General features: G+C 70.3%; 36 protein-coding genes. 24 read left to right on the top strand and 12 right to left on the bottom strand.

Annotated features, from left to right (window positions below; translation table 11 throughout):
* The 13 genes from ACVCAG_RS08570 (at position 1) to ACVCAG_RS08510 (ending at position 7,909) form a co-directional block, all read left to right on the top strand.
* On the top strand, positions 1–246 hold the full coding sequence (locus ACVCAG_RS08570) for a hypothetical protein (RefSeq protein WP_447189665.1): 246 nt from the start codon (positions 1–3) through the stop codon (positions 244–246).
* Positions 246–722 carry a hypothetical protein gene (locus ACVCAG_RS08565; protein WP_447189664.1) on the top strand — a complete coding sequence of 159 codons (477 nt, stop codon included), beginning with the start codon at positions 246–248 and terminating at the stop codon, positions 720–722. Before ACVCAG_RS08570 ends, ACVCAG_RS08565 begins: the two co-directional genes overlap by 1 nt.
* Before the next feature lies 1 nt (position 723).
* On the top strand, positions 724–1,170 hold the full coding sequence (locus ACVCAG_RS08560; protein WP_447189663.1) for a hypothetical protein: 447 nt from the start codon (positions 724–726) through the stop codon (positions 1,168–1,170).
* 10 nt (positions 1,171–1,180) lie between these two features.
* Complete coding sequence (locus ACVCAG_RS08555) at positions 1,181–1,648, top strand: hypothetical protein (RefSeq protein WP_447189662.1); 468 nt, start codon at positions 1,181–1,183, stop codon at positions 1,646–1,648.
* 2 nt (positions 1,649–1,650) lie between these two features.
* Positions 1,651–2,322, top strand: a complete 672-nt coding sequence (locus ACVCAG_RS08550) for a hypothetical protein (RefSeq protein ID WP_447189661.1) — start codon at positions 1,651–1,653, stop codon at positions 2,320–2,322.
* A gap of 88 nt (positions 2,323–2,410) precedes the next feature.
* Complete coding sequence (locus tag ACVCAG_RS08545) at positions 2,411–3,433, top strand: hypothetical protein (protein ID WP_447189660.1); 1,023 nt, start codon at positions 2,411–2,413, stop codon at positions 3,431–3,433.
* An 8-nt stretch (positions 3,434–3,441) separates the two neighbouring features.
* The gene (locus ACVCAG_RS08540) at positions 3,442–5,286 is read left to right on the top strand and encodes a hypothetical protein (protein ID WP_447189659.1); all 1,845 of its coding nucleotides are present in this window, start codon (positions 3,442–3,444) and stop codon (positions 5,284–5,286) included.
* Complete coding sequence (locus ACVCAG_RS08535) at positions 5,283–5,690, top strand: hypothetical protein (RefSeq protein ID WP_447189658.1); 408 nt, start codon at positions 5,283–5,285, stop codon at positions 5,688–5,690. The genes ACVCAG_RS08540 and ACVCAG_RS08535 overlap by 4 nt, the downstream gene beginning before the upstream one ends.
* 276 nt (positions 5,691–5,966) lie before the next feature.
* A complete protein-coding gene (locus tag ACVCAG_RS08530) occupies positions 5,967–6,287 on the top strand; it encodes a hypothetical protein (protein ID WP_447189657.1) in 321 nt (106 codons plus the stop codon).
* The gene (locus ACVCAG_RS08525; protein WP_447189656.1) at positions 6,271–6,510 is read left to right on the top strand and encodes a DUF7620 family protein; all 240 of its coding nucleotides are present in this window, start codon (positions 6,271–6,273) and stop codon (positions 6,508–6,510) included. The genes ACVCAG_RS08530 and ACVCAG_RS08525 overlap by 17 nt, the downstream gene beginning before the upstream one ends.
* Positions 6,507–6,824 (top strand): putative phage holin, encoded by a 318-nt coding sequence (locus tag ACVCAG_RS08520; RefSeq protein ID WP_447189655.1) that lies wholly within the window; start codon positions 6,507–6,509, stop codon positions 6,822–6,824. The genes ACVCAG_RS08525 and ACVCAG_RS08520 overlap by 4 nt, the downstream gene beginning before the upstream one ends.
* 1 nt (position 6,825) lies before the next feature.
* The gene (locus tag ACVCAG_RS08515; protein WP_447189654.1) at positions 6,826–7,569 is read left to right on the top strand and encodes a peptidoglycan recognition protein family protein; all 744 of its coding nucleotides are present in this window, start codon (positions 6,826–6,828) and stop codon (positions 7,567–7,569) included.
* Between the two features lie 55 nt (positions 7,570–7,624).
* Entirely contained in the window at positions 7,625–7,909 is a 285-nt protein-coding gene (locus ACVCAG_RS08510; protein WP_447189653.1) for a hypothetical protein, read from the top strand.
* A gap of 68 nt (positions 7,910–7,977) precedes the next feature.
* On the opposite strand, the gene ACVCAG_RS08505 is transcribed toward ACVCAG_RS08510, so the two are convergent.
* Positions 7,978–8,241: a winged helix-turn-helix domain-containing protein gene (locus tag ACVCAG_RS08505; protein WP_447189652.1), complete on the bottom strand. Its 264-nt coding sequence runs from the start codon at positions 8,239–8,241 to the stop codon at positions 7,978–7,980.
* 184 nt (positions 8,242–8,425) lie between these two features.
* On the opposite strand from ACVCAG_RS08505, the gene ACVCAG_RS08500 reads away from it, so the two are divergent.
* Both ACVCAG_RS08500 and ACVCAG_RS08495 read left to right on the top strand, forming a co-directional pair.
* Positions 8,426–8,695, top strand: a complete 270-nt coding sequence (locus ACVCAG_RS08500; protein WP_447189651.1) for a hypothetical protein — start codon at positions 8,426–8,428, stop codon at positions 8,693–8,695.
* Positions 8,692–8,892, top strand: coding sequence for a hypothetical protein (locus ACVCAG_RS08495; RefSeq protein ID WP_447189650.1), 201 nt, complete (start codon positions 8,692–8,694; stop codon positions 8,890–8,892). The genes ACVCAG_RS08500 and ACVCAG_RS08495 overlap by 4 nt, the downstream gene beginning before the upstream one ends.
* A 301-nt stretch (positions 8,893–9,193) precedes the next feature.
* On the opposite strand, the gene ACVCAG_RS08490 is transcribed toward ACVCAG_RS08495, so the two are convergent.
* Genes ACVCAG_RS08490 through ACVCAG_RS08475 form a run of 4 tightly spaced genes read right to left on the bottom strand, consistent with a single transcriptional unit; the run spans position 9,194 to position 12,880 of the window.
* Entirely contained in the window at positions 9,194–11,242 is a 2,049-nt protein-coding gene (locus tag ACVCAG_RS08490) for a hypothetical protein (RefSeq protein WP_447189649.1), read from the bottom strand.
* The gene (locus ACVCAG_RS08485) at positions 11,242–11,628 is read right to left on the bottom strand and encodes a hypothetical protein (RefSeq protein WP_447189648.1); all 387 of its coding nucleotides are present in this window, start codon (positions 11,626–11,628) and stop codon (positions 11,242–11,244) included. Before ACVCAG_RS08485 ends, ACVCAG_RS08490 begins: the two co-directional genes overlap by 1 nt.
* Positions 11,625–11,834: a hypothetical protein gene (locus tag ACVCAG_RS08480; RefSeq protein ID WP_447189647.1), complete on the bottom strand. Its 210-nt coding sequence runs from the start codon at positions 11,832–11,834 to the stop codon at positions 11,625–11,627. Before ACVCAG_RS08480 ends, ACVCAG_RS08485 begins: the two co-directional genes overlap by 4 nt.
* Entirely contained in the window at positions 11,831–12,880 is a 1,050-nt protein-coding gene (locus tag ACVCAG_RS08475; RefSeq protein WP_447189646.1) for a hypothetical protein, read from the bottom strand. The genes ACVCAG_RS08480 and ACVCAG_RS08475 overlap by 4 nt, the downstream gene beginning before the upstream one ends.
* A gap of 211 nt (positions 12,881–13,091) precedes the next feature.
* Between ACVCAG_RS08475 and ACVCAG_RS08470 the strand changes: the two genes are divergently transcribed.
* From ACVCAG_RS08470 to ACVCAG_RS08440, 7 genes are all read left to right on the top strand, one after another.
* Entirely contained in the window at positions 13,092–13,388 is a 297-nt protein-coding gene (locus tag ACVCAG_RS08470; RefSeq protein WP_447189645.1) for a winged helix-turn-helix domain-containing protein, read from the top strand.
* Positions 13,389–13,718: 330 nt separating this feature from the next.
* A complete protein-coding gene (locus ACVCAG_RS08465; protein ID WP_362677318.1) occupies positions 13,719–14,021 on the top strand; it encodes an urease subunit gamma in 303 nt (100 codons plus the stop codon).
* A gap of 88 nt (positions 14,022–14,109) precedes the next feature.
* On the top strand, positions 14,110–14,436 hold the full coding sequence (locus ACVCAG_RS08460) for an urease subunit beta (protein ID WP_435287046.1): 327 nt from the start codon (positions 14,110–14,112) through the stop codon (positions 14,434–14,436).
* The gene (locus ACVCAG_RS08455; protein ID WP_447189644.1) at positions 14,426–16,141 is read left to right on the top strand and encodes an urease subunit alpha; all 1,716 of its coding nucleotides are present in this window, start codon (positions 14,426–14,428) and stop codon (positions 16,139–16,141) included. Before ACVCAG_RS08460 ends, ACVCAG_RS08455 begins: the two co-directional genes overlap by 11 nt.
* Before the next feature lie 86 nt (positions 16,142–16,227).
* Positions 16,228–17,088 (top strand): urease accessory protein UreF, encoded by an 861-nt coding sequence (locus ACVCAG_RS08450; protein ID WP_447189643.1) that lies wholly within the window; start codon positions 16,228–16,230, stop codon positions 17,086–17,088.
* Between the two features lie 27 nt (positions 17,089–17,115).
* Complete coding sequence (gene ureG / locus ACVCAG_RS08445; protein ID WP_440070107.1) at positions 17,116–17,784, top strand: urease accessory protein UreG; 669 nt, start codon at positions 17,116–17,118, stop codon at positions 17,782–17,784.
* A gap of 4 nt (positions 17,785–17,788) precedes the next feature.
* Positions 17,789–18,646 carry an urease accessory protein UreD gene (locus tag ACVCAG_RS08440; RefSeq protein ID WP_447189642.1) on the top strand — a complete coding sequence of 286 codons (858 nt, stop codon included), beginning with the start codon at positions 17,789–17,791 and terminating at the stop codon, positions 18,644–18,646.
* Positions 18,647–18,717: 71 nt separating this feature from the next.
* Here ACVCAG_RS08440 and era read toward each other — a convergent pair whose 3' ends face one another.
* From era to ACVCAG_RS08405, 7 genes are all read right to left on the bottom strand, one after another.
* Positions 18,718–19,638, bottom strand: coding sequence for a GTPase Era (gene era, locus ACVCAG_RS08435; RefSeq protein ID WP_440083127.1), 921 nt, complete (start codon positions 19,636–19,638; stop codon positions 18,718–18,720).
* A 17-nt stretch (positions 19,639–19,655) separates the two neighbouring features.
* On the bottom strand, positions 19,656–19,988 hold the full coding sequence (locus ACVCAG_RS08430; protein ID WP_440070110.1) for a cytidine deaminase: 333 nt from the start codon (positions 19,986–19,988) through the stop codon (positions 19,656–19,658).
* A gap of 193 nt (positions 19,989–20,181) precedes the next feature.
* Complete coding sequence (locus tag ACVCAG_RS08425; RefSeq protein ID WP_440083126.1) at positions 20,182–20,706, bottom strand: hypothetical protein; 525 nt, start codon at positions 20,704–20,706, stop codon at positions 20,182–20,184.
* A 544-nt stretch (positions 20,707–21,250) separates the two neighbouring features.
* A complete protein-coding gene (locus ACVCAG_RS08420; protein ID WP_440083125.1) occupies positions 21,251–22,552 on the bottom strand; it encodes a CNNM domain-containing protein in 1,302 nt (433 codons plus the stop codon).
* Complete coding sequence (gene ybeY, locus ACVCAG_RS08415) at positions 22,549–23,031, bottom strand: rRNA maturation RNase YbeY (protein ID WP_344742683.1); 483 nt, start codon at positions 23,029–23,031, stop codon at positions 22,549–22,551. Before ybeY ends, ACVCAG_RS08420 begins: the two co-directional genes overlap by 4 nt.
* A gap of 132 nt (positions 23,032–23,163) precedes the next feature.
* Positions 23,164–24,231 (bottom strand): PhoH family protein, encoded by a 1,068-nt coding sequence (locus ACVCAG_RS08410; RefSeq protein ID WP_440083124.1) that lies wholly within the window; start codon positions 24,229–24,231, stop codon positions 23,164–23,166.
* A gap of 92 nt (positions 24,232–24,323) precedes the next feature.
* Positions 24,324–24,674: a histidine triad nucleotide-binding protein gene (locus ACVCAG_RS08405; RefSeq protein ID WP_440083181.1), complete on the bottom strand. Its 351-nt coding sequence runs from the start codon at positions 24,672–24,674 to the stop codon at positions 24,324–24,326.
* A 284-nt stretch (positions 24,675–24,958) separates the two neighbouring features.
* On the opposite strand from ACVCAG_RS08405, the gene ACVCAG_RS08400 reads away from it, so the two are divergent.
* Together ACVCAG_RS08400 and ACVCAG_RS08395 are read left to right on the top strand one after the other, a co-directional pair.
* Positions 24,959–25,438 (top strand): SigE family RNA polymerase sigma factor, encoded by a 480-nt coding sequence (locus ACVCAG_RS08400; RefSeq protein ID WP_043655278.1) that lies wholly within the window; start codon positions 24,959–24,961, stop codon positions 25,436–25,438.
* Positions 25,435–26,136 (top strand): hypothetical protein, encoded by a 702-nt coding sequence (locus ACVCAG_RS08395; protein ID WP_440083123.1) that lies wholly within the window; start codon positions 25,435–25,437, stop codon positions 26,134–26,136. The genes ACVCAG_RS08400 and ACVCAG_RS08395 overlap by 4 nt, the downstream gene beginning before the upstream one ends.
* Positions 26,137–26,179 lie beyond the last annotated feature (43 nt).

Raw genomic sequence — 26,179 nt, 5'->3', positions numbered from 1 at the left:
ATGCCCATTCAGGGTTACGGCCCGGCCGACCTGGACCGGCTCCGGTCAGTCCAGGCCCGGCCGCGCGGCTGGTCCTACCGCATCCGCCCCCAGGTGCGCGAGTACCGGCACCCCGTCACCGGCGAACGCATCAAGCTCATCAAGGACATCGCCGGCCACGTGACCCGGATGCGGCGCCACGGCCAGGACGCGACCGTATTCCTGCCGCACCTGCGCCTCCAGACCCGGGCGCAGGTGATCCGGTGATGAGTAGCCGAGCAGCGGCCCGCCGCGCCTCCCAGGACGCCGAGCTGCGCAGCTCGTGCGCGGCCCTACAGGAGCGGCACGCCGCCGCGCAGGACGCCCTACGCGCCGCGGCCGACGACGGCGACGAGGCGCAGCTCCTCGCCGCACGCGAGGAGCTCGCCGAGGCCGGGCGCGCGGTTACCGAAACCCGGCGGTGGCTGCGCGCTGAGGAGCGCATCGTCCGCCGCACCGGGGAGATCGCCGAGCTGACCAGGCGGGGCCGTCTGTCCGACGAGGACAAGGCGAAGTTGCAGGCCTACCAGGACGACGTTGCGGCTATGGAGGAGCTCGTCGCTCCCACCCGGGCGGCGCTGGCCGCGCTCGGCGCCCCCGCTCCCTCCGGCGGTGGCAACGGGCGGCGGGAGCGTTCGGGCGACGCCACGGTGGATCTGCCCGCCACACGGATGCAGGTCCGAGCACGTAAGGCGGGGGGCTGACATGGCGTGGAGCGGCAGCGGAATCTACGGGCAGACGGTCGTCGTCGACGCGCTCGGCACCGCCCAGTCCGGGCTGAACCTGGACCTGGACACCAACAAGCTCGCGCTGTACACCGACTCGCGGCCGACGCCGAACTACAGCGCGACCACCCCGGTCTACATCACCACCGGCGAGGTCGTCGGGGCGGGATACACCGCGGGCGGGAAGGTCGTCACCGGCACCGTCCTGTCGCACGCGGCCGGGATCGCCACCTGGGACAGCAACGACATCGAGTTTCCCTCCTCCACCCTGGCGGACGTGCGCGGCGCCGACTTCTACGCCGATCCGCTGTCCGGTGACCCGCTGATCCTCGGCATGGACTTCCTCGTCCCCGTCAGCACCTCGGACGGCACCTTGCGCCTGGCCGTCAACCCGCTCGGCCTGATGACGGCCGACTACATCCCGTAAGGAGCACGGCGTGGCGAAGTACTTCGCGGGTGCCGCGAACATCGCGACCGGCACCGCCAAGAAAACGATCCTGCAGCTGCTCGCCGGCGCCCAGCGCAACGGCCTGTACGAAGTGACGATCAGCTTCCGCGGCACCTCCTCGACAGCGCAGCCGGTCCTCGTGACCGTCGAGCGGCAAACGTCGGCCGGTACCGGCGGCGCCGCCCTGGCGACCAACTGGGGGCCCAACAAACTCGAATCGGCCTCCCCGACCGCGCTGTCCACCCTGCAGCAAGGACCCGCCGGAGCGTGGACGGCAGAGCCAACCGCGGGCGATGTGGTGGCGGCGATCGAGATCCACCCCCAGGCAGGCGTGATCTACCAGGTGCCCCTCGGCGACGAGGTCGTCGTGGACGCGGCCGGCCGGATCGCGGTGGTGTGCACGGCGGCCGCGACGGTAGGGGCGACGGCGACGATGCGCTGGCGCGAAGGCCAGTAACCGTGACGGTCCTGGCCAACAACTTCAACGGCGGTACCGACGGCGTCACGATCACCACCGGCAACTCCGGCGGCCTGTCCGGGAACGCGCTCGGCCATGTCAGCGGTGCTCCGGTGTTCTCCGCCACCCAAGCCCACTCTCCAGGGCTGTCGGCCCGGTTCCCCGCCAGCTCGTTCACCATGATCGGCTACGAGTTGGCGGCGACCACGTTCTGGCTGCGGGTATACGCGTGGCTGCCCAATCATGTCGCCGAAGGGCTGATACGGCTATGGGACAGCGCAGACGCCACCGGTAGCTACCAGGGCGGCATCAACACCAAGGCCGATGGAAACCTGGACCTGAAGTGCGGCGCCGCCACCGTCAACGTGTCTGGTGCGATCGCCCTCAACCAATGGGTGCGCATCGAAGCCCGGTTTTCCACCAGCAGCGGTGCCGAGGTGTGGCTGTTCAACGACGCGGACTCCTCCACCCCCACCGCGACCGCGAGCACCGCCACGACCATGTCCGGCACGTCCAACACGCAGGAGCTGACTCGGCTCAGCGGTACCACCGGCCTGTCCTATTTCGACGACTTCGCGGTGAGCGATGAGGGGCCGATCGGGCCCGCGGTGGACCCGAGGGCCCGCCCGGCGCTGACTGCTATGACCGCTGTGCACCGCGCGTCCCGATGGTGAGGTGAGGTGACAGATGGCTCGTCTCGGCCGCGGCTTCCCGGCTCGTGCGGCGATGATCGCGCCGCCGCGGGCACCGATCCACGCCACGGTGGACCTGCCCGTGGTCGCAATGACGATGGCGGTGCCCGCGCCGACGGTCATCGCGGGCGGCGCGGTCACCGTGAATCTGCCCGCGGTCGCCCTGGCGCTGACGGTGCCCGCACCGACGGTGCAGGCCAGCCAGACGGTGCAGCTGCCCACGGTGGCCATGGTGTGGGACGTGCCGGACCCGGTCGTCAGCGTCCCCATCAACCCCGGCGACGACCTCACCGGACCCGGGCAGCTCAGCCTCAACGGCTTCCGACTGGGGAGCGGCACCCCGTACCGGCTGGAGGAGCTGATCGGCGCCGACATCGACCTGCCCGCGGTCGACGTCGGCAACGTCCTCAACCCGTCCAGTCACGGCGCCATGTCGGGCCGCAAGCTCAGCCAGCCGCGCATCATCACCGCATCCTTCAAAGTGCGGTCCCCGCGCGCCCAGATGCGCGAGGTCATGGAAACCTTCCGCGACAACACGCCGATCGCTGAGGCCGACGAAGAACTCGACTTTGCGATGCAGATCCTGGATGAGATCTACGTGGCTCGAGGCGCAGTCACCCGCCGGACCGCGCCGATCAACAAGAACTACCGGCTCGGCCACGCCAAAGCCGTGCTGCAGGTCGAATGCTCCGATCCGCGCCTGTACAAACGCCAGCTCAACTCGGCGACGATCGCTGACGGCTCCACCGTGCAGGTGTGGCACGCGGGCAACACCAGCACGAAGCCGCTCATCCGCTGTGAGGGCCCGGCGGTTGGGCCGCTGCTGGAGATCGCCCGCACCCTCGCTGACGGCACCGAAGACGTCAAGGTCGTCGAGTTCGACATCGAGATCGAGGCCGGCCAGACACTGATCATCGACGTGAAACGCGAGTCAGCCGAAGTCGACGGCGTCTCCCAGATGCGCTACCTCACCGGGGCCAGCATCGGGGTTCCGGACTTCGTGCTCGGCCGTGGCGCCTCCTCCATCACCTACGAGACCACGACCGGCGACGCCCCCGCGGCGGTCGTCCTGTGGTCGCACGCCTACCTGTGAGGTGATTCGTGGTCGCTTCCGTCCGGTCCGTCGCCGCCACCCCCTTCGACGGCAACTCCGGATCCGCCGAGCGCGGCGCCGTCGAGGTGGGCGACATCCTGATCGCGTTCCAGTCCGCGGACGGCAACGGCGGTGTGGGCTCGTTCGCCATCTCCGGCGGCAGCGGATCCTGGCAGCAGGACGCGTCCCTGCAAGGCCCCGTCTGGTCCGGGTCGGCCATCTGGCGGAAAACGGTGACCGGTTCGGAGCCGGACACCTACACGGTCACCCAGGGCGGGGTCAATCCCGACGTGGTGACCACCATCCTGGCCCTGCGCGGAGCGGACCCGACCGGCATCCTCATCGTGTCCGCGGCCGGCACCACCGCGCCCGCGGCTGTACCCCCGAGTGCGTCCGGCCTGGAAATCCGCTACAGCGCAGGCGCCGCGTCCGGTAGCAGCGTCACCTGGGCGCAGCATGACGGGTACGACGGCCTTGACGTGCAGTCCCGCTCCTTCACCACCTCGACGCTGGCGGTGCGGCCTTACCTGTCGTCGACGCCGCTGCCCGCGGTGGACATGGCGCCGTCGCCGGCGATGTCGACCTCGACGGCGCACGCGTTCACGATCCTCGTCAAGAGCGCGGCCGGCGGTTCCAGCGGCCCGCCGCCCACCCCGCCCACCTTCCCGGCGAGCACCCCGGGCAAGGGTGTGTCGTGGATGCGCTACACCGTCCACGACATGCTGACCGGCGAGTATCGGGGCGACATCTACCCGTCCGGGGTGGTGCTGGACCGGCGCATCGGCGAGCCGGGCACGTGGAAGGGCCGCCTGTCGCTGGCCAACCGCAACCGCGCCAACCGCATCAACGAGATTCTCCCCAGAGACCCGAACGATCTGACCTCCGGCGAGGGGCGGCTGGTCATCCACACCTGGCGCGGCGGCGCCCTATGGGGGCTGCACTGGCTGCACACCACCGTCACCGTCAAGGACGAGCGCGGCGAGCTGTACATGGATCTGCAGGCCTCCACGCTGGACGGGTACCTGCTGCACGTCGCGTTGGAGGAGGACATCTCCTTCGGCGACGACCAACTGTCCAACGCCCGCGCGCTGATCCAGCACATGCAGTCCACCCCCGGCAGCAACGCCGGCCTCGGACTCATGGCTGGGGTGTCGGAGCCGGTGCGGCCTCTCATCGCCGCCCCTGGACCGCACGTCACCTACGGACAGATCCTCGCCGACTACGCCCGCCAGGCGGGCGGTTTCGAGTACGTGGTGAACCCGCGCGTCGTCGACGGCGCACTGATCCGCTCGTGGGAACACGGAGAGCCGATCATTAGCCGCGACGTGGAGCACGTGTTCGTTGAAGCGGCCGAGGGCGGCGACATCACCACCTGGCGCGAGGAGCGGTCCTCGCTGCGTGGCGGCACCCGGTGGGGAGCGTGGGGCGGCACCCCCGAGCAGGCCGACGCCACTGAAACCTCAACCCCGGCCCGGTCCGCCCTGGTGGAGACCCCGCACATCGCCGCCGGGCACCCGATCGTTGACCGGCGCGTTCAGCACCCCACCGACTCCATCGACCAGGGCGACCTCGACGCGTACGCGGCCCGCTGGGCGGCGAGGGCGGCCGGTGCTCCGCCGGTGTTCAGCGCGGACGTGGTCATCGGCAAGGCCAGCACGTTCGACCCGAACGGGCTCGGCGACTCCATCCGCTACAAGTTGAACAACCCGCGGTACCCGATCACCGCCGACGGCGCCTCCAGCTTCAACTTGAGGCAGCGCCTGGTCGGGTGGGAGCTGACCCCGGCCGAGCGCGGCAGCGGAGGCAAAGACAGGTTGAAGCTGATCACCGAGCAGGCATCGGAGGCACCATGAGCGTGCTGGACCCGTTTCCCGTCGACCAGAACCGCATCATCAAGAGCTTGGAGCGGAGGATCGAGGCGTTGGAGGCGCTGGTGCGTACCCAGGCCGGCGCACCCGTCACGAAGGCGAGCGGAGCGTTCTTCCTGCCCAACTCCGGCACCCCAGATACTCCGGTCGGCGGCGCGCTGGTCTACGCCAGCAGCGGTGACTTCCGGGTGCGGACGTCGGGCGGTGTGATCAAGCAGATGCCAGGCATCGGCGTGTCGGTGCCGAACGCGACGAACAACCTCGCGCTGGCGCCGGCCACGTACAACAAGGCGCACCTGGATCAGTGCATCAACTCGATCGACACGCTGTTCGTGTCGCATGGGGCGCTGCTGGCCTCGCTGCGTGGCGCCCCGGTCATCAACACCTGACCCCCTGATCGTGCCGTCCGTGCGCGGCGGGCTGGATGCGCTCCGAGGGAAGCGCGCACGGACGGCACCCCTCCACCCCTGATGACACATCCGTCATCACCCCAACCGGCTCTTGAGCTGGGATAACACACCTACCGACCGGCCTTGTGACGGGTGACAGTTTTTCCCGCAGTGCCTGCTATATAACGTCACGCGCGCGCAGGCGGGGAGCTCATACGGAGCCACGTGTCACATCCGTCATCCGTCACGGCAGCCGGTCGCCGAGAGAGGCGGCTGATGGAGCTCGCTGCGATCCCCTGGGTGCAGGGGTCCGCGCTCACCCTGGCCCTGGCCATCATCCTGTGGGGCGTCGGCATGGTCTTCAGGGGAGGGCTGATCCCGAGACCCTCGCAGGAGTCTCTGGTGAAGGTGCTGGAGCAGCGCATCACCGAAAAGTCGACGGAGGCCGATGCGTACAAGGCCGCGTGGCAGGCCGCGGAGGAAGCCCGGCGCCAGCAGAACGAGCAGCTCGGCGAGCTCCTCGAGTACGCGAGGACGACGGATCAGGTTCTGCGGGCACTTGGACGCCGAGGGGGGCGCGATGCGCTGGCTCCGTAGACGACGCCCGGACCCACCGCCGCCGCCCCCTCCGGAGGTGCAGGAGGCGCTCGCCGAGGCCCGCGAGGCCCAGGAGTCCAGCGAGGAGCGCTTGCAGGAGGTCTGCGAGCGATGGCCGGAGGTGCACGAGGTGACCTCGCGTCTGCGGGCTCACAGGGAGCGCAACGGGTTCAGGGAGATGTTCGAGAACGCGCTGAGGCGAGAAGGGGGTGATCCGGCGTGACTCAGCTGATCGGCAACATCTTGATCATCATGAGCGCGGTGTTCGGCATTAGTTCCGCGGCCCTGTATGGGGCGTGCTTCCCCTGGTGGGCGAGCTCCCTCGGCCGCCACCTGTTCTCGTACCAGCTCGTCATCGGGGCCGCGCTGGGGCTGTGGGCGGGGCGGGTGATCGCCCTGGGCGTGTGGATCGGGCCGCCGGAACCCGGGTCCTGGCCGTGGATCCGGGTGGGCGTCTTCGCAGCGATCGCGTGGGTGCTCGGACATCGGCTCGTGAAGATCGTGCAGGCGTGGCGCAAGCAGCGCAGGGAGGCGTGACATGGCAAGAATGCCCGGGGCCGTCTGGAAGCCCATCCCCATCAACTTCACGCGCGGCGGGCAGGTCGAGGTGCGCGGCGTGGTGCTGCACATCATGGCCGGGACGCTGGTCGGGACCGACGGATGGTTCCGCAACCCGCGAGCTCAGGCGTCGAGCCACTTCGGCACGGGGAAGACGAACGAGCTCGTGCAGTGGGTCGACACCAAGGACAAGGCCTGGACCCAGGGGCAAGGCAACTCGAGGTGGATCAGCATCGAGAACGAGGGCAAGGGCGGCGACTCGCTGACCGACGCCCAGCTGAACCGGTGCGCACAGGTCCTCGCCTGGGCTCATCGGGAGCACGGGGTGCCGTTGCAGGTCACCTCGGACCCGGATGGGCGCGGCCTCGGCCACCACGCGATGGGCGGCCGGGCCTGGGGCGGCCACTCGATGTGCCCCGGCAGCGCGATCATCTTGCAGAAGGCGGAGATCGTGCGCCGGGCCCGGCTGCTCGCGGACCGGGTTGAGGACGGGCCGGTTCCGTGGCCCGGCCGGCTGCTCCGCTACCAGGCGAACGTGCCGCTCATGCACGGCCAGGATGTCCGCACCTGGCAGGCCGCACTGCGCCGTGGCGACGACAAGACGGTCATCGACGGCTACTTCGGCAGTCGGACCCGGACGGCGACCCGGGCGTTCCAGCGGGCCAAAGGACTACTCGACGACGGGATCGTCGGCCCGAAGACCTGGCATGCGGGCGTCAAGTAACCCCCCTTATCTCGGCCGCCGTCGTGGCGGCCCTGACCTCTCCGGAGGCAACACCATGTATGACCTCATCCTGTCGTGGGTTCGGACCGCGGTCCCGGCCGCTGTCGGCTCCCTGATCGCGTGGCTGGCCACCAAGGGGTACAACCTGGACCCTGAGCAGGCGACCGGGCTGATCCTCGCCATCGGCGGCGCGGCCATCACCCTCTACCAGGTCGTCGTCAGCACCCTGCAGAGGAAGTGGCCGATCGTCGGCGTGCTGCTCGGCTCGACGAAGGTGCCCGTCTACCGGGACGGCACCTCGCAGGCTGTCCACGGTGACCGGCCGCTGCACGGCCTGTAGGCTGGCCAAGGAACGAAGCAACCCCCGCTCGCCTCCTCCGGGAGGTGGGCGGGGGCTTCTTTTTGCGTTCAGCCCTCTTCGGGCGGCACCGGGTCGACGACGTAGGTGCCCTTCGCCGCCAAGGTGACGACCAGGCCGCGCTCGCGCAGCAGGTCGATGCCGCGGCGCACTGTGCCGAATGCGATCTCGTACTCGGCGGCGAGATCCCGTTCCCCCGGGAGGCGTTCGCCTGGGAGGAGGTCGCCGAGTCGGATGCGCAGCGTGATGTGGTCGGCGAATGCGACGTAGACGTACTGGGCGGATCGCACCTCGAACGGCGGGATCTCTGTCATGGAGTCCAGCGTAAACGTGCTCTGAGCTGCAGATATATGTGGGGTGCTGTCTGCTGCTGCACACTGCTATACACAGCTGTGGAGGGCAGCGTACTGTGGTGCATGACGGTGGCTCAACGTGACGAGCCCGCCACGACGCTGTGAACGTCGGGCGGGCTCTTGATCGGACGCGGAGGTCCGACCCATGACAGATGCTACGACCAGCGGCACCACCCCGTCAGCGCTCCAGCTGACCGATGACCAGATCGCCGCACTCGGCTTGAGCATCGCCCGCGCGTTCCCGCCGTGGCGTATCTGGCAGTCCGACGCCGGCACCTGGTATGCGACCAGCCCGTGCCGCCTGCCCGGGTGCGACTGCCCGCGCACGCTGCACTCGGCGACGCCGTCCGGCTTGTGCGAGCAGCTCGTCGCCATCGAAGAGTCCGGGCGGGCGCGGCGGGGGGCGGCGCTGTGACCCCCGAGGATCTGGAGCGCATGCACGCTGCCGCGCTGAGAAACGGCGCGGATCCCGAGGAGCTGGCGCGGCAGCGGCAGGAGGCGCTCGACGAGTTCGGCTGGGACGAGGACAAGATGGCGTACTGGGCTGACTTCCACAGTCGGCTTGACCACTACTTCCGGGACATCCGCGGCGAGTTCCGCAGACGTCACTGATCTTCCGTCCTGGCGCAGACTTTCCGGGCGGTAGGCCTCTGTCCGGGAGGTCGGGACGGAACGGCGGCGGCTCCTGATTCCTCTGGAGGGGGTAGGTCAGGGGCCGCCGCTTCATGTCCGGGCCCTCGTACGGCTGCGCGCGGGGGGAGCGCTCAGAAAAAGTTGATCTTGCCGCCACGGGGTGCTACGACCAGTGCCACCCCGGGTGCCACGAAGGGGTGCCACGGACTGTGGCACCCCTTCTGACCTGTAACCCCCTCACACGTGGCACCCCCTCCCCTCCGCGAGGGTGCCACGCCTCCTATCCGACGTCCGGCCGGGCCTCCATCAGGTAGCGCTGCTCGCCGTCGTCGTAGCCGAGCACGTCCGCCTCAATGAGCTTCTTCAGCTGCTTCTGAGCCCATTGCCGGGTCATGTCCGTCGATTCCCACAACGGCCTCAAGTCGCGGGTGGCGAAGTCCCGGGCCCCGCCATCCCACAGCCCCTGCAGATGCGCCAGGAGGGCCGCTCCGCGCTCCGCAGCCGTCATCTCCACCGGGGGCGGAGCGAACTCCCACTCCGGGTCGTCCGGGTCGTCGCGGATCGGGTCGTCGAGCCCGGCCTGCACCTCGGGGTCGGGGTCGTCGATGGTCTGGTACTCGCTCACCACGCTCTTCACCTCATCATCATCGTCTTCGCCGTCCTGGACGAGCACCTCTCGATCGACCTGCGAATGGTCCACCACCGCTGTCGCTGCCACCTGCGCGGATGTGGGCGAGTGGACGAGTCGGGACAGGGAGGCGGTGACCTCGTCCACCTGCTTCGCCGCGGCCGGGAAGGCAGCAGCGTGTGCGCGCATCGCTGCGTTGGCACGCTCGTCGTCGAACTGGCCGGCCGCGTCGATGCCCCACGCGTAGGTGCGCATCGGCATCGCGATCCGCCCCTCCGGGATGCTGGGCGCGTCGAGGTAGGCCATTCCGGGCTGGGTGTTCGTCCACAGCTCTGGGCGGGCGCCCGCGTCCTGCTGCCGCTCCGACAACCCGAACGCTGCGTCGGCGGCCGAGTCGACGCCGAAGCACATCTTGGCCAGCTGACCGCGCGCCAACGTCGGCATCTGCGTGTAGTCCGAGCGCTGGAGGCTCATGACGATCGTGCCGCCTGCCGACCGGATCGCCTTCAACATGCTGAGGAAGGCTTCCTGCTCCTTGTCGGTCAGGGCGTCGAAGATGTCGGGGAACTCTTCCAACCAGACCAGCCAGTAGGTGAGGCCGCATCCGGGCTTCCACTTCGCCAGGTTCTTGCTCGCGAGGTACTCGGTGCGGGGCTTCACCTGCTTCTGTAGCTCGGCCAGCATCGCCTTGACGCCGCCGATGGTGGTCTCGAAGCGGTGCAGGGATTCCCGCAACGGGCCGAGCGTCTGGTCGCCCTTGGTGATGTCGCCAGCGAATACGGCGCCGTCGACCCGGGAGACGAACTCGGCCAGGAAGTTCCACGCCCCGCCGAAGCCCTTGCCTGAGCCGGTCTGCCCCATCATCTGCAGGTGATGGCCGACGATGACGTAGCCGACCTCGTCGAGGTCCTGCCAGCGTCCCAGCCGGAACGGGTCCGCGACCGACTTGCCCGGCCGGGACGGCCCCGGCCACGGGATCGGGTGCTTCATCACCCGCGGGTCGCTGATGGTGATGTGCGCCTTCGACGCGTCGTCCGGGTCGATCGACGCGGTGATCGACCCCGGGGGCAAGCCGATCCCCGACTCGATGTAGGGCACCTTCCGCTGCAGGTCTTCCGCCGTCTGCTTGCCCTGCTCCAGCTGAACCGCGCCCTCCACCTTGTGGTCGCTCGCCTTCGTGGTCCTGGCCTCGATCGCCATCCCCGCCCGCTCCGCGCCCTGGCCGAACAGCGCGCTGAGCGGGTCGGCGGCCACCGCGGCGACGTCCACGCCCTTCAACCTGATGACGGAGCGGATGTTCCAGCTCAACGCGAGGGTGAAGCCGCCGATGAGCATCAGCCGGCCAGTCACCACGGTGGTCGGCCCGTTGATGGTGGCGGCTGTCACCCATAGCCCGGACAGCAGCATCGTCAGCGTGGTGTGGGTGCGGCCCCACACGCCGCGGGCGTGCGACTGCCCGTAGGTGACCGCGGTGAGCACGAGGACGGCGACGGCGAGGAGGAACACGGTCCAGGCGATGATGTCGGGCTGGTCGCTGTCGAGGATGACGTGGAACGCGCAGCCGACGCCGAAGGTGAGCCCCCCGGCGACCCAGGGGCCGCCCAGGACGACGAGCTTCGACACCTCCTTCGCCGCGACCTTCGCCATGCTCGACTCGTGCTCAACGGTGGCGAGCTCCTTCGTGCTCGCTCGGCCGGCCATCAGACGTCATCCCAGCGGAATTCCGAGCGCTTCTCCGGCTTCGCCTGCGGCAACACGTCGACGAACTCTTTGCGGAACTGGGCGTGGAACTTCACCAGCTCTACCCCGGCCGCACGCTCCAGCTCGGCGGCCCGCTTCAACCTGCGCACCACGCGGCGGGCGCGCAGCCGAACGTCGGGGGCACCGAGAAGGGCGAGCACCGGGTTGCCCTTGAAGCTGCGGATGAGAACCGCGTACAGCTCGTCGGACCCCAGGGTGAACTCCTCGCCGAGGTCGCGGCACAGCGCCCGCCCGACTTGCGCGTACGCGGTGATCGCTTTCGGTCCGCCCCAGGGGATGTTGGACAGCTCGGGGATGCGGGCGCGGCCCGGACGGTCGGCGGTCACAGCTCGTCTCCCTCGATGACGTCGCCTTCGTGGATGTGGTTGCGGCCGGTGCGGTAGGCGTCGCCGATCACCTGGGCGAAGTCGTGGGCGTCGTAGCGGATGGGCCGGGCGCCAACGGCGGCGGCGAGGAAGTCGTCGACGGCGGTGAGGAGGAGGTGGGCGACGGCTCGGATCCCGGCCCAGACGCTGGGTTCGGGGCGGCTCATACGGTCGCCTCCGTACGGAAGATGCTCGTACGGGCTGCCCGTACGGCCTTCTCGCACCAGCTCTTGGAGCGGCCCGTACGGTCCATGAGGGCCGCGTAGTCCGGGCCCCAGGAGTCTCCGCGGTCGGCGGCGGCGAGGATCTCTCGGGTGATCGTACGGACGAAGGTGTCCTTGTCGGCGAGCGCGGGCAGCGGCGTCTCTGTACGGGCCGGTGCGGGCTCTGGGCGGGCTTCGGGCTGGAAGGTGAAGGCGCGGCGGATCGTCCGTACGGGGGCGACGTACGGGCCCGTACGGAAGGTGAAGGCGCGGCGCAGCTGGACCGTACGCGGCTGCTCCGTACGGGGAGCCGCGGTGAAGGCGAAAGCGCGGCGGAACGTCCGTACAGCGGGGGCGGCCGGGCTTGTACGGAACACGTACGCCCTCCGTACGGGCGCCGGAGCGACCTCGGCCCGTACGGGTGCGGGCTCCGTACGGACGGCCTCGCCGTACGCCTTCCGTACGGCTTCGGTGATCTGCAGGCGCAGCGTGGTGACGGCCTCGGCTGCTCCGAACACCATCATGGGCGGCACGGAGTGCAGCAGGATGGCGGCCGGTTCGAGGGCGGCCCACGCCTGCCACGTGTTCATCGCGTACGTGAGAGCGAGCGCCATCCACTTCGTCCGGCGCACCCAGACGCCGGCCACGATGCCGTGGCGGGCAATGACCTGCTCGCCGAGGAGCACGCCGACGAGGACGAGCGACACCATGGGGTCGAGCATCCAGGCGATCCACCACTCGATGGAGAACATCGCCTTGCCCTGGGCGGCGAACGCCTGGACGGTGGCCATGGTGAAGAGCAGGCCGAGGATGAGCCCGGTCCAGATGAGGCGGTCGACGCGGGCGCGGAGGCGTTCGATGCGGTAGGCGATGACGTCGGGGTTGGTGTCGTAGGCGCGGACGTCGGCGGCGGCCTGGGCGGCGGCGGCGAGTTTCACGGCTTTCGAGCGGCGTGCGGGCTTCCGGGCCAGGAGTGGCGCGGGCAGGGCTACGCCCGTAGGGTTCAGCATGGTTCAGCTCCAAGTCGAATTTGGATGTCTGAGCTGCAAGGAAGGACCCCGGTCGGCGTTGGCGCGCTGGCCGGGCCTTCTGCATTTATGGGGGGTGTCAAGGTCTGTGGGGGCGGACCGGTAGGTGAGCAGGTGGATCTGCGACCGGCCCGCCCCGTGCCCTGATTGAACCACAGCCGCTATACCCCGCTCTATACAGCAGTGCACTGCGGTGCATGCCTACGCGGAGAGAGGTCCGGCCGCGCACGGCTTTACGCTGCCGACCATGATCAACGAATGGCGGGCTGACCTCGCCAGGTGGGAGCAGGTCGCGCGGGTCATCCGGGCGCGCATCGAAGGCGGCGAGTACAAGGCCGGGCATCTCATCTCCGAGCGCGGCATCGTCGAAGAGTTCGGGATCGCGTACACCACGGCGCGGAAGGTCACCGCGGGTCTGCGCGCGGATGGGCTGATCTACACGCGGCCGAACTACGGATCATTCGTCGGGCCGGAGCCTGCGGACGACTGATTTTGCTGTGTTAATTTTTTGCGGCACTGTCCGACCGAACCACCCTTGACCTGGGTACTCTGGACTTTCTTCACTGTCACGACTCGCGTAATTGCGCTTTACCGGGATTTCACCGCCGTGACAGGACGCGGCAGCGCGGACACCACGCCATTTTTTATCCCGACATATCACCAAATTTCGTGATATCTGCTTCAAAATGCGGCGGCATACCCGCAGGAAAGAACGCGTCGAGGAGCGCTTCTTCCCCGTTCGCACCACTCGCGGCACCTGGAAACCGGCACGACATCGACGCGCAACATCATGGAAACCGTCGGTTCCTATGGTCCGGGAATGCGGCTCACACCACACGAGCAGGAACGCCTGCTCATCCACGTCGCCGCCGGTGTCGCCCGCGACCGCAGGTCACGGGGCCTCCGGCTCAACCACCCCGAGGCCACCGCGATCATCGCGTCCTTCCTCATGGAGGGCGCCAGGGACGGGCGCACCGTCGCCGAGCTGATGGACGCGGGCCGCAAGGTGCTGTCCCGCGACGACGTCATGGACGGGGTGCCGGAGATGTTGTCGTCGGTCCAGATCGAGGCCACCTTTCCCGACGGCACCAAGCTCGTCACCGTCCACCAGCCCATCCCGTGAGCCCCGGCCGATCCCGTGAGAACCAGCCGCCCCGCGCACGCGGGCGATCCGCGACACGCCCTGCCGCACCCAGGAACGGTGAACGCCGATGACACCCGGTGAGATCCAGTACGGCGACGCGCCCATCCCGCTCAACCCGGGCCGCGAGCGCGTCACCGTCCGCGTCGTCAACACCGCCGACCGGCCGATCCAGGTCGGCTCGCACTACCACTTCGCCGCGTGCAACCCGGGTCTGGAGTTCGACCGCCAGGCGGCCTGGGGCACCCGGCTCGACGTCCCGGCCGGCACGGCGGTGCGCTTCGAGCCCGGCGTGGAGCGCGACGTGACCCTCGTACCGATCGGCGGGCTGCGGATCGTCCCCGGTCTCCGCCCGGAGTGGGCCGGACCTCTCGACGGGAGCCCCAGTGTTCATTGAACGGTCCCGCTACGCCGCGCTCTACGGCCCCACCACCGGCGACCGGATCAGGCTGGCCGACACCGACCTGCTCATCGAGGTCACCGAGGACCTCTCGATGGGCCCGTCGGGGGCGGGCGACGAGGCCGTCTTCGGCGGCGGCAAGGTCATCAGGGAGTCGATGGGCCAGGCCAGGACCACCAGGGCCGAGGGCTCGCCCGACCTGGTGATCACCGGCGCGGTGATCCTCGACCACTGGGGCGTGGTCAAGGCCGACATCGGGATCAGGGAAGGCCGCATCGTCGCGATCGGCAAGGCGGGAAACCCCGACACCATGGACGGCGTCCACCCGGACCTGGTCATCGGCCCCTCGACCGAGATCCTCGCGGGCAACGGGAAGATCCTGACCGCCGGCGCGATCGACTCCCACGTCCACCTGATCTGCCCGCAGATCCTCGACGAGGCCCTCGCCGCCGGGGTGACCACCGTCGTGGGCGGCGGCACCGGGCCCGCCGAGGGCACCAAGGCCACCACCGTCACCGGCACCTGGTATCTCGCCCGGATGCTGGAGTCGCTCGACTCCTACCCGATCAACGTCGCGCTGCTCGGCAAGGGCAACACGGTCAGCCACGAGGGTCTGCTCGAACAGCTCCGCGCCGGGGCCTCGGGTTTCAAGCTGCACGAGGACTGGGGCACCACCCCGGCCGCCATCGACGCCTGCCTGTCGGTCGCCGACGCCACCGGTACCCAGGTCACCATCCACACCGACACCCTCAACGAGGCCGGGTTCGTGGAGTCGACGCTGGCGGCGATCGGCGACCGGATGATCCACGCGTACCACACCGAGGGAGCGGGCGGCGGCCACGCGCCGGACATCATCCGGGTCGCCTCCTACGGCAACATCCTGCCGTCCTCGACCAACCCGACCCGCCCGCACACCGTCAACACGCTCGACGAGCACCTCGACATGCTGATGGTCTGCCACCACCTCAACCCGTCCATCCCCGAGGACCTGGCGTTCGCCGAGTCACGGATCCGGCCGTCCACGATGGCGGCCGAGGACATCCTGCACGACATGGGCGCGATCTCGATGATCGGATCGGACTCCCAGGCGATGGGCCGGGTGGGCGAGACGATCATCCGTACCTGGCAGACCGCGCACGTGATGAAGCGCCGCCGCGGCGCGCTGCCCGGCGACGGCCCGGCCGACAACCTCCGCGCCCGGCGCTACGTCGCCAAGTACACGATCTGCCCGGCGACGGCCCACGGCCTGGACGGCGAGGTCGGCTCGGTGGAGACCGGCAAGCTGGCCGACCTGGTCCTGTGGGACCCGGCCTTCTTCGGCGTCAAGCCGGACCTGGTGGTCAAGGGCGGTGTCATCGCGTACGCCCAGATGGGCGACGCCAACGCGTCCATCCCGACCCCGCAGCCGGTCATGCCGCGCCCGATGTTCGGCGCCGCCCCGGTCACCGCCGCCGCCACGTCGGCCCACTTCGTCGCCCCCCTCGCGCTCGAGGACGGCCTCGCCGACCGCCTGGCCGTGCGCAGGCGCCTGCTGCCGGTGGCCGACGTCCGGCGCAGGGGCAAGGAGAGCATGCCGCTCAACGACGCCATGCCCAGGATCGAGGTCCACCCCGACACCTTCGCCGTCAGCGTCGACGGCGAGGTGATCGAACCCGCCCCCGCCGAGACCCTGCCCATGACCCAGCGCTACTTCCTGTTCTGACCGGCTCCTGATCGACCGCCACGCCGTCTCGTCCGGCCGGCCCCGTCGAGCCGGTCTCGTCCAGCCGAAAGGAGACCCCGTAGCGCATGAACGCCGCGTTGCTGCTCCTGGCCGACTCCCGGCTGCCCGCCGGGGGTCACGGCCACTCCGGGGGCGCCGAGGAGGCGGTCAGGATCGGCGCGATCCACGACCTTCCCGGCCTCGCCGCCTTCCTGCGGGGCCGCCTGGCCACCGCGGGCCTGGTGACGGCCGCCCTCGCCGCCGCGGCCTGCGAGCTCGGCGCGGCCCACCTCTCCGCGAGCCCTCCGCCCCCGGCGGACGGCCCGCCGGCGGAGGTCCCCGCGCGGACGAACGGCGTCGCCCCCGCTCCCGCTCCCGCGCACGGTTCCGCTCCCTCGAACGGCTCGTTCCCCCATCCGGAGACGGGCCGTTCCGGGTGGGTACGGCTGGACGCGGAGGCCGATGCCAGGATCTCCTCTCCCGCCCAGCGGGAGGCGAGCCGCACGCAGGGCAGGCTGCTGCTGCGTACCTCGCGGAGGATCTGGCCCTCCCCCGTGCTCGACGCCCTGGCCGGGGCCGTGTCCCAGGGCGTCCACCACCCGCTGGCGCTCGGCGCGGTGGCGGCCGTGGCGGGGTGCTCGCCCGCCGAGGCCGCCCTCGCGGCGGCCTACACCTCCGTCACCGGACCCGCCACGGCGGCGGTGCGGCTGCTGGGCCTCGACCCGGTCGCCGTCCACCGCCTGCTCGCCGATCTCGCCCCGGCCCTGGAACGGGTCGCGGCCACCGTCCCCGCCGGGGAGGCCCCGCGGTCGCGGGACTCCCAGGAGTCCTGGAATTCACAGGAGTCCTGGGATTCCTGGGAGTCACTTCCCGCGCACGCCGCCCCCGCGCTCGACCTGCTCGCCGAACAGCACATCCGCGCAGATCTGAGGCTTTTCGTCTCCTGACGACCACCTGGAAGGACGGTGACCCCCATGGGCGCCAACCACGACGACCACCATCACGCCGCCGACCCTCACGGACGAGCACTGCGCCTGGGCATCGGAGGGCCCGTCGGCAGCGGCAAGACCGCGCTGACCGCGGCCCTGTGCCGGACACTCGGCCCCTCGATGCGCCTGGGCGTGGTGACCAACGACATCTACACCACCGAGGACGCCGACTTCCTGCGCAGGGCGGGCGTGCTCGACCCGGAGCGGATCGTCGCCGTGCAGACCGGGTGCTGCCCGCACACCGCCATCCGCGACGACATCGCGGCCAACCTCGACGCGGTGGAGACCCTGGAGGAGCGGTTCGGCCCGCTCGACCTGGTGATCGTGGAGAGCGGCGGGGACAATCTCACCGCGACCTTCAGCAGGGGCCTGGCCGACCGGCAGATCTTCGTGCTGGACGTGTCGGGCGGCGACAAGGTCCCGCGCAAGGGCGGCCCGGGCGTGACGACTGCCGACCTGCTCGTGGTCAACAAGACCGACCTGGCCCCGATGGTCGGCGCGGACCTCACGGTCATGTCGCGCGACGCGGCGGCCGTGCGGGAGGGCAGGCCCGTGCTGTTCACCTCGATCAGGGAGGATCCGAGCGCGCACGCGGTCTCCGAATGGGTCACCGGACTGGTCGAGTCCTGGGCCCACGAGCACTCCAACGCCTGACCCCATGCCCGTCACCGACTCCGCCCCGGTTCCCGCCCCCGCCCGCGCGCCCGCACCCGTCCACGACGACGTCCCCACACCCGCACGGTCCGTACGGCCGGAGCCGGGGCCGGCCGGGCGGCGGTCGATGAGGGCGCGGGCGGCGATCGGCACCCGCCGGGACCCCGGCGGCCGGACCGTCCTCGCCACGATGCGTTCGGGCCCGCCGCTCACGGTGCGGGCGACCGCGCCGGGCCGGGTGCACCTGGTGTCCACCGCGGCGGGTCCGCTGGGCGGCGACGACCTGGCCCTCGACATCGAGGTGGCGCCGGGAACCTCGCTGGAGGTGCGGTCGGTCGCGAGCACGCTGGTGCTGCCCGGCTCCACGGGGGCCGAGTCGGTGATGACGATCACGGCCAGGGTCGGCGCGGGCGCCTCGCTGCGGTTCGCGCCGGAGCCGACGGTGCTCGCGGCGGGCTGCCTGCACCGCGCGGTCGTCCGGCTGGACCTGGCGGAGGACGCGCGGGTGTTCTGGCGCGAGGAGATCGTCTTCGGCCGGTACGGCGAGCGGCCGGGACGCTGCCACTCGCGCTTCGACGCCGTCCTCGGCGGGATGCCGCTGCTCCGCCAGGAGTTCGTGGTGGGCGACCCGGAGATCGACGGCAGCTCCGCCGTCTACGGCGACGCCCGCTGCGTGGGCAGCACCCTGGTCACCGGACGGGCACCGGAGACGGTGGTCGGGGACGGCTGGGCCGTCCTCCCCCTGGCCGGCCCCGGCACCCTGGTCTCCGCACTCGGCCGGGACGCCGTCGAACTGCGGCGGCGGCTCCGGCACGGCGAGGAGGCGACCACCCTTGACGGCGCGGGGCCGGACTCCTGGTGACGGAACCGCCCTTGAAGGGGTGGAGCCGGACTCTCGGTCGCGGAACCGTCCTTGAGGGAGCGGCCGGGCCGTCAGTCGTAGAAGCCCAGGCGGCGGAGCTGCTTGGGGTCGCGCTGCCAGTCCTTGGCGACGCTGATGCGCAGGTCGAGGTAGACGCGGGTGCCGAGGAGCGCCTCGATCTGCTGGCGGGCGCGGCTGCCGACGTCCTTGAGCCGGGAACCCTTGTGCCCGATCACGATGGCCTTCTGGGACGGGCGCTCGACGAACATGTGCGCGTAGATGTCGAGGAGGTCGTCGCGGCCCTCTCTCGGCATCATCTCGTCGACGACGACCGCGATCGAGTGCGGCAGCTCGTCGCGCACGCCCTCCAGGGCCGCCTCGCGGATCAGCTCGCCCACCAGCACCTGCTCGGGCTCGTCGGTGAGCTGTCCCCCCTCGTACAGCGGCGGGCTCTCCGGGAGTCGCTGGACCAGCACGTCGGCCAGCACGTCGAGCTGCTCGCCCGACTGCGCGGAGACCGGGACGATGTCGTCGAAGTCGGCGAGCTGGGAGATCGCGAGCAGCTGCGCGGCGATCTGCTCGCGGGTCGCCAGGTCGCACTTGGTCACCACGGCGACCACCGGGGTCTTCTTGATGCCCGCGAGCTTCTCCGCGATGAACCGGTCACCCTTGCCGATGGGCTCGTTGGCGGGCACGCAGAAGCCGATCACGTCGACCTCGGTGAGGGTGGAGAGCACCAGGCTGTCCAGCCGCTCGCCCAGGAGCGTGCGCGGCCGGTGCAGACCCGGCGTGTCGACGATGACGAGCTGGGAGTCGGGGCGGTGCACGATGCCACGGATGGCCCGGCGGGTCGTCTGGGGCTTGGAAGAGGTGATCGCCACCTTCGTGCCGACCAACGCGTTCATCAGCGTGGACTTGCCGACGTTGGGCCGGCCGACGAAGCAGGCGAAACCGGCATGGAAATCAGCAGCTGAGGAACTCACGTCAACCATTGTCGCCGATGCCGGGCTCAGCTCTGACGCGGTGTCCCGTCGGGACCGGCCACGAGCACGGTCTCGCCGCCCAGATCGCGGACCGCCGAAGTGTCGGCGTCGGAGGGACCATCACCCGCCGTGACCAGCGCGGCGGCCTCCAGCGACTCCGCTCCGCTGGACACGGCCATCGCCACGGCGACCTGGAGCGCCGACAAGGTCAGAGACGGCAGTGCCACATTGGTCGCCGAGTAGGTCCGGCCGGTCTCGTCCCGCACGGCGGCCCCTTCGGCGGCACCGTTGCGGGCACGGGCGGAACGGGCCAGCACGATGATCTTCTTGTCCTCGGGATCGAGGGTCGCGTCACTCACGGCACAAGGGTATTCAGCTCCCGGCCCCCACGGCGACCCGGCCTCGCCCAGGCGGAGATCCCCTTGGAACAGCGGCACCCCGGCGACCTCCCCCAGGCGGTGCTCACCCGGACGGGGCTCACCCGGACGGTGACCTCCCAGAGGGTGACCCCTTCGCCGGACGGTGGCCTCCCACAGCCCGGACGGTGACCTCTCACGCGCCGACCTCGCCGACCAGCAGGCGGGCGAGCTGCCCGGTACGCGCGGCGTCGACGTCCCTGACCCCGGCGTGCACCAGCGAGATCAGGGTGTGGCCGCTGAGGGCGAACACCAGGTGGATCTCGTACGGGTATCCGTTCAGCCTGCCGTTCAGCCGCCTGGCCTGCACCCCCTCACCGACCGGGCCCAGGTCCAGATCGGAGACCCTGAAGGCGGTGCCGCGCCCGGCGGCGGGGGCCCGCGCGACCGGGCAGCCGCCCAGCGCCTCGGCGAGCTCGCCGAAGTGGAGCGCCGCGTCGTCACCGCCGTAGGAGGCGAGACCGAACCCGGCCAGTTCCCCGACCCCGTCACCCTGATAGGTCACGGCGGCCCGCGCTCCCAGCGCCCGCTGCGGCGGCCTGCCTCCGGCGGCGTCGAGGACGAGCCTGCAGTCCTCGTCGACGGCCCGGAAGGGGGCGCGCCAGCCGTTGCGCGGGCGGGCCGAGAACCCGTCCGGCAGGTCCCGCGCCTCGCTGAGCACCCCCCGCAGCCGGTTCAGCTCCGCGGCGCGGTCCGTGGCGTCGTGGGGCCCCGCCTCACCGCCACACCCGGCCGAAATGCCCGATAAAAGCCCACATAGCACCGCAAAAACGACAAAATTCGTTCCCCGTGCCATGAGCATTCCCCCGACGTCATGGGCGAGGCGTCCCGTCCCCACCGACTCGCTTTCTTCCCCGTCGGCAAAAGCGGCAATCATTCAATAAACGCCCAAGGGTGCCCTCAACCGCATTTCACGGTCGAGAACACCCTTGAGCGAGTGACGCAGAACAGCCTCGGAGCCCTGCGTGACTCTGTCTCCCCCTGAAGCCGATCCCCCGCACCGCGAACCCCTCCGGGCGCCGGGACCTTCTCCACCGGCCCCCGCGCGACCGGGTGCCGTGAGAGAAGCATCGCGCGCCCCGCTTGCAGGAGGCTTGCGGACGGCTTGGGAACGGATCGGCCCACCGGATCCACCCACCGGGTCGGCCGACCCGGATCCGCCCGTCCCGGGCGCTCCCCGGGCCACCGCGGCGGCCCGGGAGCCCTCACTGGTCGGCGGAGGCCGAGACCGAGTCGGGCTCGGCGGGAACGGCCCTGGTGACGAGGACCGTACCGATCCGGTTGCGGCGACCGGCGAGGCTCTCGGCCGTCAGGCTGAGCCCCTCGACCACCGCCTGGGAACCGGCGATCGGCACCCGGCCCAGCGCGTGCGCCAGCAGCCCGCCGACGGTCTCGACGTCGTCGACCTCCAGCTCGATGCCGAACAGGTCCTCCAGGTCGCCGACCGGGAGCCTGGCGGTCACCCGGACCGCGCCGCCCTCCAGCGGCTCCACCCTGGGCGCCTCCTGGTCGTACTCGTCGGCGATCTCACCGACGATCTCCTCCAGGATGTCCTCGATGGTGACCAGGCCGGCCGTGCCGCCGTACTCGTCGATGACGATGGCCTGGTGGATCTGGCGGGCCTGCATCTCGCGGAGCAGCTGGTCGATCGGCTTGCTCTCCGGCACGTAGGTGGCCGGGCGCATGAGGGACTCCACCGGCTCGGCGCGTCCCTCGTCGCCGGTGTCCTGCACCCGGCGCGCGATGTCCTTGAGATAGGCGATGCCGATGACGTCGTCCTCGTTCTCGCCGACCACGGGGATCCGCGAGAAACCGCTGCGCAGGGCGAGCGACAGGGCCTGGTTCAGCGTCTTGCCGCGCTCGATGAACACCATGTCGGTGCGGGGCACCATGACCTCGCGGACCAGGGTGTCGCCGAGCTCGAAGACCGAGTGGATCATCTCCCGCTCGTCGGGCTCGATGACCCTGCGCTCCTCGGCCAGGTCGACCAGGTCGCGCAGCTCGGCCTCGGAGGTGAAGGGCCCCTCGCGGAAGCCCTTGCCGGGCGTCACCGCGTTGCCGAGCAGGATGAGCAGCTTGGGCAGGGGCCCGAAGATCCGGGTCAGGCCGTAGACCAGGGGCGCGCTGGCGAGCGCGATCGGCTCCGCGTGCTGGCGGCCCAGCGTGCGCGGAGAGACCCCGACGATCACGTAGCTGACGACGATCATGACGGCCGCCGCGGCGGTGTAGGCCCAGCCCTGGTCACCGAGCCAGTCGATGAACAGCAGCGTGGCGATCACCGTGGCGACCAGCTCGCAGCTCAACCGGAGCAGGAGCAGCAGGTTCAGGTAACGCGGCGGGTCGGCGACGATGGCCTGCAGGCGCTCCGCGCCCCGGCGGCCGTCGCGGACGAACTCCTCCGCGCGAACCCTTGAGATGCGGGTCAGGGCCGTCTCCGCGCTGGCGATCAACCCGCCGACCACGACGAGGACGACGGCCGAGAACAACCACCCGTTGGCGAAGTTCACCGCTGGGGGCGCACCTCCCGCCACGATTCCAGAAGCTCGCCCTGCAGGCCGAACATCTCCTTGTGCTCCTCGGGCTCGGCGTGGTCGTAGCCGAGCAGGTGGAGGATGCCGTGCGTGCACAGCAGCTCCAGCTCGGCCTCGGTGCCGTGCCCGGCCTCGGCCCCCTGCTTGGCGGCCACCTGCGGGCAGAGCACCACGTCGCCGAGGAGCGCCGGGTCGGTGGGCGCGTCGCCCTCCTGCCTGGCACCCGCGCCGGGACCGGGACGCAGCTCGTCCATCGGGAAGGCGAGCACGTCCGTGGGGCCCGGCTCACCCATCCACTGCTCGTGCAGCACCGACATGGCCTCTTCGTCGACGACCAGGATCGACAGCTCGGCGAGCGGGTTGATGCCCATCCGCTCCAGCACGTGCCCCGCCAGGGAGACGATGAGCCCCTCGTCGATCTCGACGCCGGACTCGTTGTTGACCTCGACGCTCATCGGCCGTTCCCCGCTCCCCGCCCGCCGCGCGACCGGTTCGTGCCACGCGACCCGATCCGCTTCCCGCGCCGGAGCCGCTCCGTGCTCATCGCTCGCCCACCGCTTCTCGACCGGCCGCCGGCCCGTCCACTCTCATGATCTCCCCCGGGGGCGCTGCTTGACCACGCCCTTGATCTGCTCCACCGCGCTGCTCTGGCGCTGCGTCTCGTCGTAGCGCCCGTATGCGTCCACGATGTCTCCCACCAGCTTATGCCGCACCACGTCGGCACTGGTCAGGCGACTGAAGTGGATGTCGGAGATGCCGTCGAGGATGTCCTGGACGACCCTGAGGCCGCTCTGGGTGCCGTTCGGCAGGTCGACCTGGGTGACGTCACCGGTGACAACGATCTTCGAATTGAAGCCCAGCCGCGTCAGGAACATCTTCATCTGCTCCGGCGAGGTGTTCTGCGCCTCGTCCAGGATGATGTAGGCGTCGTTGAGCGTACGGCCGCGCATGTAGGCCAGGGGGGCGACCTCGATCGTGCCCGCGGCCATCAGCCTGGGGATCGAGTCGGGGTCGAGCATGTCGTGCAGCGCGTCGTAGAGCGGACGCAGGTAGGGGTCGATCTTCTCGTAGAGCGTGCCGGGCAGGAATCCCAGCCGCTCGCCCGCCTCGACCGCGGGGCGGGTGAGGATGATCCTGTTGACCTTCTTCTCCTGGAGGGCCTTCACCGCCTTCGCCATGGCGAGATAGGTCTTGCCCGTGCCGGCCGGTCCGATGCCGAAGACGACGGTGAACTTGTCGATCGCGTCGACGTAACGCTTCTGGTTCACGGTCTTCGGGCGGATGGTCCGGCCCCGCGAGGAGATGATGTCCAGGGAGAGGACCTCGGCGGGCCGGTCGGAGGTCATCCGCAGCATGGCGATGCTGCGCTCGACCGCGTCGGCCGTGAGCTGCGCGCCCCCGCGGACGAGTTCGGACATCTCCTCGAAGAGCCGCACCACGGTGCTGCTCTCCTCGGGGCTGCCGGTGACGGTGATCTCGTTGCCCCGGACGTGGATGTCGGCGCGGAAGGCGCCCTCGATGACGCGCAACAGCTCGTCGCGCGAGCCCAGCAGGCTGACCATCGACTGATCGTCCGGAATAACCACCTTCGCCTGGGTCCGGCTGGCACCCCGGGACCGCGGCGGCGTTCTGCTGGAATCGTTTGTCTCGGACATGAGCGGGCCTGACGGCCTGTTCGCCTCCAGATATAGGCGCGGAACTTCACCGCCATGCTAGCCGCGATCGCCAGGATCGCGCCTACCGGTTTTCAGCCGGGCGGCCACCGCAGGCCGCGCCCGCCGAGCACGTGTCCGTGCACGTGGAAGACGGTCTGGCCGGCCCCGGGCCCGGTGTTGAACACCAGCCGGTAGCCCGACTCTGCGACCCCCTCGCGCAGGGCGACCTCGTGCGCGGCCTTGATCACCTCGTCGGCCAGGCCGTGGTCGGCGGCGGCCAGGGCGGCCGCGTCCCGGTAGTGGCCCTTGGGGATCACCAGCACGTGGGTCGGCGCCTGGGGATCGACGTCGCGGAAGGCCAGCGTGCGATCGGTCTCGTAGACGATCTCCGCGGGAATCTCCTTGGCCACGATCCTGCAGAACAGGCAGTCGGCTTCGCTCACCATGACAGGCACCATACCGTCGAGGACGTTGCGAATCGGTGATGGTTCCCGTCCGCAAACAAAGATCCGCCCAGATATGGTGGGTGTGCAAAACTTCAACCACGACAGCCCTTTGCGCGCAGCAATATATGGCCGCCTGGCGAGGACACGACTGGGTCATGCCCCCTAATGAACCGGAAGAGCGTAAACCCTCTGGGAAGGCCAAGCGTCCCACTGATGTGACCACCGAGACCCTCGTGGCCGACAGGTCGCTCGGGGCGGTGCCCGTCGGATGGGATGCCGACATGGCCGTTACCGCGCTCTACAGCGCGCACTATCGGTCTCTTGTCCGTCTCGCCGTCTTACTCGTCCGCGACATGGCAACCGCGGAGGAGGTCGTGCAGGACGCGTTCGTCGCCATCCATGGCGCCTGGCGCCGACTGCGCGACACCGACAAGGCACTGGCCTACCTGCGACAGTCGGTCGTCAACCGATCACGTTCGGTGCTTCGGCATCGGGCGGTCGTCGAGAAGTACGCGCCCAAGGGCATGCCCGACGCGCCGAGCGCCGAGAACGGGGCGATCGGCGAGTTCGAGCGTTCCGCCGTCATCGAGGCGCTCCGCGGGCTGCCCGCACGCCAGCGGGAGGCCCTGGTGCTGCGCTACTACGGAGACCTGTCCGAGGCGCAGATCGCCCATGCGATGGGCATCAGCAAAGGCGCGGTCAAGAGCCATACGGCTCGCGGCATGGCCGCCCTACGAACCTCACTGGAGCAACTGTCATGACCGACTCCCCGGATGAGTACGGCGAGCTGCTTCGCCGCGCGCTCAGCGCGGAGGCGAACTCGGTCGTTCCCTCCCCGGACGGGCTGGAGGTGATCCGCGGCCGCATCGAGCGGCGCGGGATCCGCCGGCTGGTGTGGTGGCGCGCCGGAGCCTCCGTCGCCAGCGCGATCCTCGTCGCGGCGGCCGTCGTCATGGTGGTTCCCCAGTTCCGCGAAGAGGTGGGCCGCCAGGTGAGAACCGAATGGGTCAACTTCACCGCGTCGACCCCTCCCGTCGACGGGTCCGCCACCTCGCGTCCCCCGGCGCCCTCCTCGCAGCCGCCGTCCGTCCACGCCCCGCTTCCGGCCGCCAGCAGGTCGGATCCCGGCGCCACCATGCTCTCGCCGAGGCCCGCACCGTCCAGGAGCGCGGCGCCCAGCACGCGGCCGACCTCCAGGCCCGACCCGGCGACGACGGCTCCCCGGCCGACGCCGACGCCGACCCCCACCTGCCCCATCCCCCTCGACAGCCCCACCGTCGAGCCCAGCGGGGTCTTCAGGAGGTGCGAGGAGATCGAGGCGACACCGACGCCGACGAAGACGAGGCCGGCTCCCTCGGAGAGCCCGTGCTCGCCCGACGAGTGCGCGCCGTCGGGCGACGCCTCGCCCCCCATGCCGACGGAGGCGAGCACCCCGGCTCCCGTCCCCACCCAGAGTTAGCGCGGTGACCGGTCACGGCGAGCCCTGACCGGTCCTCTCCTCG

This window comes from Streptosporangium sp. G12 (genome assembly GCF_052983175.1).
This window is presented reverse-complemented; position numbering and strand designations above follow the sequence as displayed.